This is a genomic window from Embleya sp. NPDC050154 (genome assembly GCF_044460165.1).
Classification (GTDB): domain Bacteria; phylum Actinomycetota; class Actinomycetes; order Streptomycetales; family Streptomycetaceae; genus Embleya.
Window position 1 is genome coordinate 1 of the sequence record NZ_JBITJP010000015.1, and the last position, 13,452, is coordinate 13,452.

Sequence of the window (13,452 nt, forward strand, 5' to 3'; positions counted from 1 at the left end):
GGCGCCAACTCCTCCACCAACCGCTCGAACGGCACATCCTGATTCCCGAACGCCGCCAGGCCCGTCTCCCGAACCCGACCCAGCACCTCCCGGAAGGCCGGATCGCCGGACAGGTCGGTGCGCAACACGAGCGTGTTGACGAAACACCCAACCAGCTCGTCCAGCCCTTCGTCCGTCCTCCCCGCCACGGCCGACCCGATCGGGATATCCGTCCCGGCACCCAACCGCGACAACAACACCGCCAACGCCGCCTGAAGCACCATGAACACCGTGACGCCTTCGGACCGCGCCAACTCGACCAATCGGCCGTGTAGTTCGCTCGAAACCTCGACCGGGACGCTGTGGCCGGCGCGGCTCGCCACCGCCGGACGCGGGCGGTCGACCGGCAGACCGAGCTCCTCCGGGACGCCCGCCAGTGCCTCGCGCCAGAAACCCACCTGTCGCGCAAGCACACTGTCCGGATTGTCGGCCGTGCCGAGCAACTCCCGCTGCCACAGCGCGTAGTCGGCGTACTGGGCCGGCAACGGCGCCGCCCACTCGGGCGCCCGTCCCGCGCGTCGGTCCGCGTAGGCCAGCGCGATGTCCCGGCCCAGGGGTCCCCAGGACCAGCCGTCTCCCGCGATGTGGTGGAGCACCACCACCAGGACGTGTTCGCGGGCGTTCACGGACAGCAGCCACACCCGGATCGGCGGCTCGGTCGTCAGGTCGAAGGTGCACGTCGCCATTCGGGCCACCTCGGCCGCCACGTCGTCCGCCGCGACGTCGACGAAGGTCGGCTGCCATGCGACCTCGTCGGAGCCCGGAATCTCCTGGTACGGCTCGCCGTCCACGACGGTGAACACGGTGCGCAGCACCTCGTGCCGGGCGATCACGTCACGCAGCGCCGCGCGCAGGGCCGTACGGTCCGGGTCGCCCGTCAGGCGGGCGACCACCGGGATGTTGTAGGTCGGGTCGGGGCCGTCCAACTGGTCGAGGAACCACAGCCGTTGCTGGGCGTAGGAGAGCGGGATGCGCTCCGGGCGGCTCCGGGCGGCCAGGGCCGTTCGGGCCGGATCGGCGGCGGCGAGCGCGGTGGCGAGGCCCGCCGGGGTCGGTGTCTCGAACAGGGCTCGGACCTCGAGTTCCACGCCCAGCGCGGAGCGGGCCCGGGAGATGAGTCGGGTGGCCAGGAGCGAGTGGCCGCCCAGTTCGAAGAAGTTGTCGTCCACGCCCACCGCGTCCAGGCCGAGGATGTCGGCGAAGACGCCGCACAGGATTTCCTCCCGCGGGTTGGCGGGCCCGCGTCCGGTCGATTCGGCGGCACCGGGTTCCGGCGCAGGCAGCGCGTCGCGGTCGAGCTTGCCGTTGCCGGTGAGGGGCAGTGCGTCCAGGACGACCAGGGCCGAGGGAAGCATCTGCTCGGGCAGCCGTCGGGCCAGGAACGCCCGTACCGTGTCGACCGGTTCCTCGTCGTCGCGGTTCGCGTCGAGAACGAGGTAGGCGATCAGACGGGGGCCGCCCGGTGCGTCCTCGCGGGCGATCACCGCGGCCTGGGCGACCAGGGGGTGGGTGAGGATGGTGGCCCGGATCTCGGCGGGTTCGATCCGGAAGCCTCTGATCTTGACCTGGTCGTCGGCCCGACCCGCGAAGGCGAGTCGTCCGTCCGGGGTCCAACGGGCTCGGTCGCCGGTGCGGTACATGCGCTCACCCGTGCCGAACGGGCAGGCCACGAAGCGCTCACCGGTCAGCCCGGGTCGGTTCGTGTAGCCGCGCGCGAGGCCGGCGCCGGCGATGTGGAGTTCGCCGGTCACCCCGATCGGCACCGGGTTCAGGGCGTCGTCGAGGACGTAGGCCCGGGTGTTGCCGATGGGGGTGCCGATCGGGACCACGCCGTGCTCGACCATCTCGGCGGTCAGCCGGGTGGTGGTGACGCCGATAGTGGTCTCGGTCGGCCCGTAGTGGTTGAACACGGCGCGGTCGCCGGCCGCGTGCAGCAGGTCGCGTACCCACGGCGCCGGGGCCGCCTCACCACCCAGGATCAGGGTGCGGGCGGGCAGTACGGCGGCCGGGCCGCCGCGTTCGGCGAGCGCGGCCAGGTGGGAGGGTACGGCCTTGACGTGGTCGATCCGGTGTTCGGCCAGGTAGTCGGTCACGGCTTGGGGGTCGAGCACGGTGTCGGCGTCGAGGATGTGCAGGTGGCCGCCGCTGACCAGGGAGGTGAACACGGTCGTATTGCCCAGGTCGGTGACCTGGGACTGCAGCAGCGCGTAGCGGGCTCCCGGTGTGCCGAGGCCGATGCGCGCGGGCACCGAGGTCACGTAGTTGGCCAGCGCACCGTGGGTGACCGCGACGCCCTTGGGTGTGCCGGTCGAACCGGACGTGTAGATCACGTAGGCCAGTCCGGCCGGATCGAGCACCGGATCCGGTACGGGGTCCGCCGTGCCCGGGCCGGTGGGCAGGTCGTCCATCGAGACCATGCGCACCTTGCCTGCCGGGAGGTCGTCCAGGACCTCTTCGGTGGCGATCAGCAGCACGGCCCGGCTGTCCGTGAGCAGGAAGGCGATCCGGTCCACCGGTTGGCGGGCGTCGATCGGGACGTACGCGGCGCCGGCCTGCCATACGCCCAGGATCGCCGAGGTCATCGCGAGGCCCTGGGGCAGGCACAGGCCCACCACCGACTCCGGTCCGACGCCGGATCCGAGCAGGTATCGGGCCACCCGGTCGGCGTGCTCGCGCAGTTCGGCGTACGAGGTGTGCGTTTCGCCGCAGGTCACCGCCGGGGCGCCGGGGGTACGTGCCGCCTGGGCGCGGAAGAGTTGCGCGATGGTGTGGTGCGGGACGTGGAGCGTGGTGTCGTTCCACTCGGCCAGCACGCGGGTCCGCTCGGCCTGGTCGAGCAGGTTCACCCGGCCGGCCCGGATGTCGGGGGTTTCGGTCACCGCGCGCAGCACCCGGACCCAGCGCTCCGCGATGGTACGGGCCGAATCCGCGTCGAACAGGTCGACGGCGGCGGTCACCGACCCGGTGAGTCCGGCGGGTTGGGCCTGCTCGTCGAAGGTCTCGGCCACCATGACGTCGAGGTCGAACTTCACCCCGGGGCGTTCTTCCGGCAACAACTCGACGGTGACGTCGGGCAGTTCCAGAACCGTTTCGACGCTTTCCTGCATCGTCAGCACGACCTGGAAGAGCGGGTGTCGGGCCGTGGACCGGGTGGGGGCGAGTTCTTCGACGAGTCGCTCGAAGGGCACGTCCTGGTGGGCGAAGGCGCCCAGGGTGGTGCGTCGGACCCGGGCCAGCAGTTCGGTGAATTCGGGGTCGCCGGTGAGGTCGGTGCGCACGACGAGCGTGTTGACGAAGCAACCGATCAGGGGGTCCAGCGTCTCGTCGGTACGGCCGGCGACCGCCGAGCCGATCGGGATGTCCGTACCGGCGCCCAGACGGGACAGCAGCAGGGCCAGGGCCGCCTGGAGCACCATGTAGACGGTCACGCCCTCGGCCCGGGCCAGTTCCACCAGCGCGCGGTGCAGGTCCGCGGGCACGTCGAGCGGGACGCTGTGCCCGAGATGGCCGGCCACGGCGGGCCGGGTGCGGTCGGCGGGCAGGGCCAACTCCTCGGGGGCGCCGGCCAGGGCCGTGCGCCAGTGGTCGATCTGGGCCCGGATCGGGCTGTCCGGATCGTCCTCCGAGCCGAGGAACTCCCGCTGCCACAGCGCGTAGTCCGCGTACTGCACCGGCAACGGCGCCCAGTTCGGCGCCCGGTTCGCCCGCCGGGCCGTGTACGCGGTCGAGATGTCGCGGCCGAGCGGTCCCATCGACCAGCCGTCGGCGGCGATGTGGTGCACCACCACGACCAGCACGTACGCGCCGAGTCCGAGGGTGGAGGCGGGACCGGAATCGGAACCGGTCCGGGCCTCGGCTCCGGCGTCGGGAGTCTCGCCATCGCCCGCGAACAGCCAGGCTCGAAACGGGGGTTCCACCGCGAGGTCGAACGCGTGCGTCGCCGCGCGTTGTACGGCCGAGGGAAGCTCGTCCTCCGGGAGGTGAATCGTCGACAGGCTCCACCCCACCTCGTCCGTCGGCAGGATCCGCTGGTACGGACGGCCGTCCTCGGCCGGAAGCACCGTGCGCAGCACCTCGTGCCGCTCCAGCACGTCGCGCAGCGCGGCGGACAGCGCCGCCGGGTCCGGATCTCCGGACAGCCGCAGGATGATCGGTGCGTTGTAGGTGGTGCCGCGCCCTTCCAACTGGGCCAGGAACCACAGTCGTTGTTGTGCGAAGGACAGCGGGATCCGGCCGGGGCGAGGCCGCGCGGCGAGCACGGGCCGGTTCCGGGTCGAGCCGGTGATCGCGCCGGACAGGTGGGCGGCGAGGCCGGCGGGGGTGGGGGTGCGGAACAGCTCGCGCATCTCCAGGTCGACGCCCAGCAGTGCGCGGACGCGGGAGATCAGTCGGGCGGCGAGCAGTGAGTGGCCGCCGAGTTCGAAGAAGTTGGCGTCCGGTCCCACCGCCGCCAGGTCCAGGACGTCGGCGAAGATCCCGCGGAGGATGTCCTCTTCCGGGGTGGTCGACCTGTCGACGGCCGTGTGCCGGCGCGGGTCGGGCAGCGCGCTTCGGTCGATCTTGCCGCTGACGGTCAGCGGGAACGCGGGCAGCGGCACGATCGCCGTGGGCACCATGTACTCCGGCAGCCGTTCGACCAGGTACCGGCGCAGTGCCTCGGCCGTGGCGCCGTCACCCCACACATCGAGGCCGGCGACCGTGTCGACGGCGCCGCCGTGGGCCTCGCCCGAGGACTCCGGGCCGACCACGTAGCCCAGCAGTCGCCGGTCGCCGGATTCGCTCTCCCGGGCGATCACCACGGCCTGGCCGACGAGGGGGTGGGTCCGCAGTGCCGCCTCGATCTCGGCGGGCTCGATTCGGAAGCCTCTGATCTTGATCTGTTCGTCGACCCGCCCGGCGAAGGCGAGTTGCCCGTCGGGGGTCCGGCGCACCCGGTCTCCGGTGCGGTACATCCGCCCGCCGGCCCGGAACGGGTCGGCGACGAAGCGTTCGGCGGTCAGCCCCGGGCGGCGCAGGTAGCCCCGGGCCAGGCCGGCGCCGGCGACGTAGAGCTCGCCGGTGACCCCGATCGGGACCGGCGCGAGGCAGTGGTCGAGGACGTACACCCGGGAGTTGGTGATCGGCGTGCCGATGTCGGGGTCGGTGTCCGGGCGCAGGGGCCGGGACATGGTCGCGCAGACGGTGGTCTCGGTCGGCCCGTAGGCGTTGATCATGCGTCGGCCGGGTGCCCATCGGCTCGCCTGTTCGCGGCCGAGGGCCTCGCCGGCGGAGACCAGGGTGCGCAGGCAGGTCAGCTCTCGGGGGTCGAGGACGGGGAGCACCGCCGGGGGCAGCGTGGCGTGGGTGACGCGGTGTCGGGTGATCACGTCGGCGAGGCCGCCGCCGGGGAGCAGTTCCTTGGCCGGGGCGACCACCAGGGCCGCGCCGGTGCATAGCGCCATCACGATTTCCCAGGTCGCGGCGTCGAATCCGATGGAGGCGAATTGCAGGATCCGGCTGTCCGGGGTGACGTCGAGCCGGTCGACCTGGGCGGTGACCAGGGAGGCGATGCCGGCGTGGGTCAGGGCCACGCCCTTGGGTCGTCCGGTGGAGCCCGAGGTGTAGATCACGTAGGCCAGGTCGGCGAGCCGGGCGCGGGTGGGGATCGGGTCGGCGGGTCGGGCGTCGATCGCGGCGCGGACCGAGGGGTCGTCGAGGGCGACGGTGAGCAGGCCGCGGACGGGGAGGTCGTCGAGGAGGTCGTCGGAGCCGAGCAGGACCGAGGCGCGGCTGTCGGTGAGCATGTACGCGAGGCGTTCGAGTGGTTGGCGCGGGTCGACGGGCAGGTAGGCGGCGCCCGCCTTGAGTACGGCGGTCAGTGCGACGATCAGGTCGACGCCTCGGTCCAGGACCACCGCGACCACCGATTCGCGGCCCACCCCCAGTGCGGTCAGGTGGGCCGCCAGGCGGTTCGCGCGGGCGTCCAGTTCGGCGTAGTCGATCCGGTCGGTGTCGCAGAGCACGGCGGGGGCGTGCGGTGTGTGTTCGACCCGGGCGCGGAACATGTCGGTGGCGGTCAGGGCCGGTACCGGGGCGGTGGTGTCGTTGCCGCGGGTGGTGAGCGTGTGCCGCTCGTCCGGGTCGAGCAGGTCGATCCGGCCGATCGGGTCGGCGGGGTCGGCGGCGGCGATGCGGTGCAGCACGCGCAGGAAGCGGGTGGCGAGGTCGCCGGCCGTCTCGGGGTCGTGCAGGTCGAGGTTGACGTCGACGTCGATGTCCAGGCCGGTGTCGGCGGATCGGTCGTAGACGTTGAGCTGGCGGTCGACGATCGGGCCGTGTGAGAGGTTGCGGACGGTGGCGGGGCAGTCGCCGAAGCGCATCGAGTAGTCGAAGCTCATCACGTTCACGACCAGGCCGCACAGCGCGGCGCCGTCGACGCTGTTGAGGTCGCGGAGCATGTCCTCGTAGCGGTAGCGCTGGTGGCGCAGGCCGGAGAGCACGGCGGTGGAGGTCTGTGCGACGAGTTCACCGACGGTGGTTCGCGGGTCCAGTCGCAGTGGCAGCGGCATCACGTTGGAGGTCATGCCGGGGATGGCGAGTGCGCGACGCCCGGTTCGGCCCAGGACGGGAATGCCCAGGATCACGTCGCGCGCGCCGGTGCCGCGGTGTTGGTGCGCGGCGGCGGCGGCGATGACCAGTGCGGGGAGGTTGGTGCGCAGCCGGGCCGCGGCGGCCTTGAGTCGGGTGGTGTCGTGCGGGTCGACCGCGGCGCTGTGCCGGGTCTGCGCGCTGGGCAGGCTGCGCGCGTACCGGGTGTCCGGGGACGAGGTCTCGGCGGGGCCCGAGAGCGTGTCGTGCCAGTACCGCCGGTCCCGTTCGAAGTGTGCCGAGGCGCGGTAGGCGCGGTCGGCGTCGATCAGCACCGAGACCGATTCCAGGGGCGGTTCGTCGGGGGTGCGGCCGGCCAGCAGCGCGGTGTAGACGCGGGCGACCCGGTCGGCGATCAGCGACCCCGCGTGGCCGTCCATCACGAGATGGTGGGCGCGTTGGTACCACAACACCCGGCCGGGCGCCAGGGTGAGCACGACGGAGGTGAACAGGCGGTCGGTGCAGGGGTCGAGCCTGCGGGCCAGGTCGCGGCGCATCCAGTTTTCGGCGGCGGCTCGCGGGTCGGCTTCGGCGCCGACGTCGACCACGCGCACGGGGTGCTCGTCCGCCGGGTCCGGGTATTGGCGGGGTGCGCCGTCGAGGGTGCGAAAGCGAAGCCGGTGGGTCTCGGCCTGGTCGAGCACGCGGCGTACGGCGCTCACGAACAGGTCCACGTCCACGTCGCCGTGGATTTCCAGGTATTCGCCGACGTTGTAGACCGTGTGCTCCGGCGCCACCTGGTGCGCGTACCATACGCCCAGTTGACCGGCCGTCAGTTCCCAAAGCCCAGGCGCGGTTGCGGCCATTCGCTCTCCCCCAGGTGATGTCGGCGGCCGCGACCGGGAGAAGGTCGGTACTTCTCCATAGAGATCCGTGATGACCGGCCGAGACGAGTGTGGTCCGCGGCGTGTGCCGATTCGGGAATCCGTCGTCGGTTTCACCCGTGCGTCGACGGTATTCTCGGCCGGATCCGACTCGACCGGATTCGCTGCCGCCCTTCCGGTCGAGGGCGTCCGGCCTTGCCGGGGCGGCTTTTTCGGGATTCTCCTCGCTTCCGGCCGTCATCCTCATCAGCGTGCTCGGGGGATGTCAACCGGCCGATCGGGGGCGGGCGTTCGGCGGATTGGGCGCCGCTCGTTCAACTGCGGCGGCGCCACGGTTGAACACCCGCGGGCCCCGCTCGCGGGCGTCGTCCCAGGTGGTCGCGTTGAGCCCGGCGGCCTGCCGATGACATGGTGAATCGCGGCGGGATCGCGGCGAGCCGGTCGCCTCGGCGCCCGCTACGGTCGGGGCGCGGACGCTCGGGCCGGCGTGGCCCGGGGGCGGCATCCCGTTCCCGACGGCGAATGGAACTCATCGACCATGCCTTTCCTGCACGCCAATGGCATCCGTCTTTCCTACGAGCGCTCGGGTCGCGGGGAAAGTGTTCTTCTCATCATGGGTTCGGGCGCCGCGGGTCGGGTCTGGACCATGCATCAGACACCCGCGCTGCATCGGGCCGGATTCGAGACGGTCGTCTTCGACAATCGGGGAATCGCGCCCTCGGATGCTCCGCCGGGGAAATATTCGCTCGAGGACATGGTGGCCGATACCAAAGGTCTGATCGACGCGTTGGATCTGGCTCCCTGTCGCCTGGTCGGGCTTTCCCTGGGTGCTTTGATCGCACAGGAACTCGCGCTGCACCACCCGGAGTCGGTGCGCAGTGCGGTGCTCATCGCCACGCGGGCCCGTTCGGACGCCATCCGGCGGGCGCAGACCCTCGCGGAACGGGCGGTGGATCAGGACGGTGTCCGCCTGCCGCCCGCCTATCGCGCGTTGAACACGGCGATCCAGATGTTGTCGCCGACCACGTTGAACGACGACGACTCGGCCGCGACGTGGCTGGAGATCTTCGAGTTGTCCGGCGACGCGGATTCCACCGGTGGCCAGGCCTGGGTGGACCTGGACGTGGATCGGCGTGCGGAGTTGGGCCGGATCACCGTGCCGTGTCGGGTGGTGGCGTTCGCCGACGATCTGATCTCGCCCGTGCATCTGGCCGCAGAGGTGGCCGACGCCATCCCGGACTGCGACCTGGTCACGATCCCCCACGCGGGCCATCTGGGCCACCTGGAACGTCCCGAGGAGGTCAACTCGGTGATCGTCGAGTTCCTCGAAAAGTACTGAGAGGAAGTTCCGTGAGCATGATGGCCGCCCCGGGCATGGGGCCGACGCTGCGCCTGGACGATTCGATCACCCGGCAGCGGGTCTCGCCGGGCACGGTCCGGCGCGTGCTCCCGTACGCGGGCCGCCATCGCCACTGGGTGGTGTTGGCGCTGGTGGCGACGATCGTGGACGCGGTCATCATGGCCGCGAGTCCGTTGATGTTGAAGACGGTCATCGACGACGGCATCCGGCCGGGTGACTTCTCCGTCGTGGTGTGGTTGTCCGTGACCATCGCGGTGTTGGCCGTGGTGGACGCGGGCGCGATCTACTGCCAGGCGTGGTTCTCCGGGCGGGTGGGCGAGGGGTTGGTCTACGAGCTGCGCACCGAGGTGTTCACGCACGTACAGCGGCAGCCGTTGGCGTTCTTCACCCGCACCCAGACCGGGTCCCTGGTCAGCCGGTTGAACACCGACATCATCGGTGCGCAGCAGGCGGTGACGACGTTGTTGACGCAGGCGGTGTCCACGTTCCTGACGGTCGGACTGGTGCTGGCCGCGATGTTCTACCTCTCGTGGCAGATCACCCTGGCCGCGCTGGTGCTGATCCCGATCTTCCTGGTGCCCGCGCGGTACTTCGGTCGGGCCATGCAACGACTGGCCCGGGAGGAGATGCAACTCGACGCCGAGATGGGCTCGATGATGAACGAGCGCTTCAACGTCTCGGGCGCGATGCTGGTCAAGCTGTACGGCCGCCCGGTGGAGGAGTCCGACGCGTTCGCGCGGCGGGCGGCCCGGGTGCGGGACATCGCGGTGGTCTCCAACGTGTACGCGCGGCTGTTCTTCATCCTGGCGACGTTGTTGACCGCGCTGACCACCGCGCTGGTCTACGGGTTCGGCGGGCGGCTGGCCATCGACGGCACCCTGGAGATCGGCGCGCTGGTGGCGATGGTCGCGCTGTTGTTGCGGTTGTACGGGCCGATCAATCAACTCTCCAGTATTCAGGCGAGTTTCATGACCGCGCTGGTGAGCTTCGACCGGGTCTTCGAGGTGTTGGACCTGCAACCGCTGATCGTGGAGCACCCGCGGGCGCACGACCTGCCCGCGGCAGGCGACAACGGCACGTCGGGCCTGGATCTGGAGTTCGACGACGTGTGGTTTCGCTATCCGAGCGCCGAGGAGGTCTCGTTGGCCTCGTTGGAGAGCACCGGCGCGCGGGTGCGGGAGTCGGCGCAGGACGACTGGACGTTACGGGAGTTGAGCTTCACCGTGCCGCAGGGCGGGATGACCGCGCTGGTCGGCTCCTCGGGCGCGGGCAAGACCACGATCACCAATCTGGTGCCGCGGCTGTACGACCCGGTTCGTGGCGCGGTCCGGGTGGGCGGGCACGACCTGCGCGAGCTGACCCTGACCTCGCTTCGGGACACGATCGGCGTGGTCACCCAGGACGCGCACCTGTTCCACGACACGATCCGGGCGAACCTGCTGTATGCCCGCCCGGAGGCGACCGAGGCCGAGGTGGTCGCCGCGTGCGAGGCGGCCCGGATCCAGGAGGTGATCGACGCGTTGCCCGAGGGCCTGGACACCGTGGTCGGTGACCGCGGCCACCGGCTCTCCGGCGGCGAGAAGCAACGGGTGGCGCTGGCGCGGCTGTTGCTGAAGTCGCCGCCGATCGTGGTGCTGGACGAGGCGACCGCGCACCTGGATTCGGAGTCCGAGGCGGCGATCCAGCAGGCGTTGGAGACCGCGCTCAAGGGCCGGACCTCGCTGGTGATCGCGCACCGCCTGTCCACGATCCGCGACGCCGACCAGATCCTGGTGGTGGACGCGGGTCGGATCGTGGAACGCGGCACGCACCACGGCCTGTTGGCGGCCGGCGGGATCTACGCCGACTTGTACCGCACGCAGTTCGCCGAGCGGAAGGACGTCCCGGATCCGGACCTGCTCCCGGAGACCTCCGCGCCGGGACCGGCCTGACCGCTACGCCCCTCTCCCCCGTCCCACCGCCCCGGTCCGCCCGGGAACGGCCGGGGTACGCCGCGATGTCGCGGCGTACCCCGGCCGTTTCGTCGTTTCGCCGGTGGGCGATCGTGTTCGAATCCGTGTGCGCCACGCCACACACAGTAGACTAAAGTGCTAGCATCCTAGTTAAAGCGGAGTGACCATGATCGACTTCCATTTGGACACCCGCTCCGGTGTATCCCCGTACCTGCAGTTGGTCCATCAGGTCCGACAGGCCCTGCGTCTGGGCATGTTGTCGGTCGACGACCAACTGCCGACGGTCAAGGAGGTCGTCTCCAAGCTCGCGATCAACCCCAACACCGTGCTCAAGGCCTATCGCGAGCTCGAACACGAGGGCCTGGTCTCGCCCAGGCCGGGCGTGGGCACCTTCGTCACCCGCACTCTCACCGACGGCTCGCTGGCGGCACACGAGAGCCTGCGCGAGGAGTTGCGGAGCTGGTTGGACCGGGCCCAGGAAGCGGGCCTGACCACGGACAGCATCGAGGCTCTGCTCATGACCACCTTCCGGACCACGCTGCGGTCCACCGAAGCAGCCCATACGGAAAACGTGCGAACACCAGAAAGGTGAGGCAATGACTCCGGTTCTGGAAACCGAGGGACTCGGCAAGCGCTACGGCCGGCACGACGCCCTGGCCGACTGCACGCTGAGTGTGCCCTCCGGACGCATCATCGGCCTGGTCGGCCCCAACGGGGCCGGCAAATCGACGCTGCTGGGTCTGACCTGCGGCCTGATCGCCCCGACCGCGGGCACCATCAGCGTGCTCGGCAACCGACCCGCCGCGAGCGCCGACCAGTTAGCCCGGGTCGGTTTCGTCGCGCAGGACACCCCGGTCTACCCGGGCCTGACGATCGCCGACCACCTGCGCATGGGGGCGCGGCTGAACCCGCGCTGGGATCGGCGGCTGGCCGAGGAGCGGATCCGCCAACTCGGCCTGGACCCGGCACAGAAGGCCGGCCGCCTCTCCGGCGGCCAGCGCGCCCAACTCGCGCTCACCATCGCCGCGGCCAAACGCCCCGAGTTGCTGATCTTCGACGAACCGGTGGCCGCCCTCGACCCGCTCGCGCGCCGCGCGTTCCTCCAGAACCTGATGGAGGTCGTGGTCGAGATCGACGTGAGCATCATCCTCTCCTCGCACCTGCTCTCCGACCTGGAGCGGGTCAGCGACTACCTGATCGTGCTCGCCGCCGGGCGCGTGCAACTCGCCGGGGAGGTGGACGAACTGCTGGCCAGCCACTACCGCTTGACCGGAGCACGCGGCGAACTCGACGCGCTGCCCGCGGCGATCGACGTGGTCACCGCCGAACACACCGCCCGCCAAAGCACCTTGGTGGTGCGGACCTCCGGCTCGGTGCCGCACCATGTCAGTGCCGCCGAGCATGTGGACCTGGAGGACATGGTCCTGGCCTACATGACCCAGGCCGCCGACAGCGCCGCGGGCCTGCCCGCGCCGCGCACCCGGATCCAGACCTCGGAGGCCCCACGATGATCTGGCTCACCTGGCGACAATTTCGCACCCAGGCCCTGATCGCGCTCGGCGCGCTGGCCGTGCTGGCGATCTACCTGGTCTTCCTCGGCCTGTCCATCCGCGACGACTACGACGCGCACATCGTCGGCTGCCAGGCGCTGAACACCTGCGCCACCGCAAAGGACGCCTTCGAATCCGACTACAAGGCGCAACTGACCCTCCTCGGGGCCCTGCTCATCGTCGTCCCCGCCGTCCTGGGCACCTTCTGGGGCGCGCCGCTGGTCACCCGCGAGCTGGAGAGCGGCACCCACCGACTCGTCTGGAACCAGAGCGTGACCCGTGCGCGTTGGCTCGCGGTCAAGCTCGCCGTGATCACCGTCGCCGCGCTGATCCTCACCGGAGTCTTCTCCGCCCTGCTGACCTGGGCGGCCCGCCCCTTCGACCGGCTCCAGGGCACCCGGTTCACCCCGCTCGTCTTCGACGCGCGCAACCTCGTGCCGCTCGGCTACGCCGTCTTCGCGTTCGTCCTGGGCACCACCATCGGCCTGCTGATCCGCCGCACGCTGCCGGCCATGGCCGTCACGCTGGTGCTCTTCGCCGTCGTGCAGGTGGTGATGCCGTACGTGCGGCCGCACATGCTCCCGGCGAAGGAGGCGGCGGTCGCGGTGAACGGCACCACGCTGCCCCGGGTGAGCAGCTTCATCCTGGACGGCGACGCCGGCGGACCGGACGAACGGGTCTCCACCGGCGCGACGCTGCGCATCGAGGACTACCGCATGCCCGGCGCGTGGGTGCTGACCGGATCCACCAAGATCCGCACCGCCGACGGCAAACCCGCCACCACCGGCCCCGAAGTGCAGAGCTGCCTGGAGCCCGCGAAGTCCGGGTTGGCCGAGTCCGGCGAGTGCCTGGCCGCGCAGAACCTGCACTTCGACGTGAAGTACCAGCCCGCCGGCCGGTACTGGACCTTCCAGTGGGCCGAGACCGCGATCTTCCTCGGCGGCGCGCTGCTGCTCGCGGGCTTCGCGCTCTGGCGCATTCCCCGCAACCTCACCTGAGCCGGTACCCGATGGCCGGTCCGATCGTGCCGGCCACCGCCCCCGTTCCCTGCCCCGCACACACGATCGGCCGACCGCGTGGGACGCGGTCGGCCGATCGTG

Annotated in this window: 6 protein-coding genes; 5 read left to right on the top strand and 1 reads right to left on the bottom strand. The window is 70.9% G+C overall.

Annotated elements, in window-relative coordinates; genetic code table 11:
• Positions 1-7,472: amino acid adenylation domain-containing protein (locus ACIBSV_RS28705; protein WP_395867988.1), on the bottom strand; the 7,472-nt coding region annotated here is incomplete at its 3' end.
• Positions 7,473-8,136: 664 nt separating this feature from the next.
• On the opposite strand from ACIBSV_RS28705, the gene ACIBSV_RS28710 reads away from it, so the two are divergent.
• From ACIBSV_RS28710 to ACIBSV_RS28730, 5 genes are all read left to right on the top strand, one after another.
• Entirely contained in the window at positions 8,137-8,829 is a 693-nt protein-coding gene (locus tag ACIBSV_RS28710) for an alpha/beta fold hydrolase (RefSeq protein ID WP_395867990.1), read from the top strand.
• A gap of 17 nt (positions 8,830-8,846) precedes the next feature.
• Positions 8,847-10,781, top strand: coding sequence for an ABC transporter ATP-binding protein (locus ACIBSV_RS28715; RefSeq protein ID WP_395868429.1), 1,935 nt, complete (start codon positions 8,847-8,849; stop codon positions 10,779-10,781).
• Between the two features lie 187 nt (positions 10,782-10,968).
• Complete coding sequence (locus ACIBSV_RS28720) at positions 10,969-11,394, top strand: GntR family transcriptional regulator (RefSeq protein ID WP_395867992.1); 426 nt, start codon at positions 10,969-10,971, stop codon at positions 11,392-11,394.
• A gap of 4 nt (positions 11,395-11,398) precedes the next feature.
• Complete coding sequence (locus ACIBSV_RS28725) at positions 11,399-12,313, top strand: ABC transporter ATP-binding protein (RefSeq protein ID WP_395867994.1); 915 nt, start codon at positions 11,399-11,401, stop codon at positions 12,311-12,313.
• Positions 12,310-13,350 (top strand): hypothetical protein, encoded by a 1,041-nt coding sequence (locus ACIBSV_RS28730; protein WP_395867996.1) that lies wholly within the window; start codon positions 12,310-12,312, stop codon positions 13,348-13,350. Before ACIBSV_RS28725 ends, ACIBSV_RS28730 begins: the two co-directional genes overlap by 4 nt.
• Positions 13,351-13,452: the final 102 nt, after the last annotated feature.

Bases quoted from the DNA above. Each gene is read 5' to 3' on its own strand.
- ACIBSV_RS28720 (WP_395867992.1), top strand. From the start codon at position 10,969: ATGATCGACTTCCATTTGGACACCCGCTCCGGTGTATCCCCGTACCTG.
- ACIBSV_RS28710 (WP_395867990.1), top strand. From the start codon at position 8,137: ATGCATCAGACACCCGCGCTGCATCGGGCCGGATTCGAGACGGTCGTC.
- ACIBSV_RS28730 (WP_395867996.1), top strand. From the start codon at position 12,310: ATGATCTGGCTCACCTGGCGACAATTTCGCACCCAGGCCCTGATCGCG.
- ACIBSV_RS28715 (WP_395868429.1), top strand. From the start codon at position 8,847: ATGATGGCCGCCCCGGGCATGGGGCCGACGCTGCGCCTGGACGATTCG.
- ACIBSV_RS28725 (WP_395867994.1), top strand. From the start codon at position 11,399: ATGACTCCGGTTCTGGAAACCGAGGGACTCGGCAAGCGCTACGGCCGG.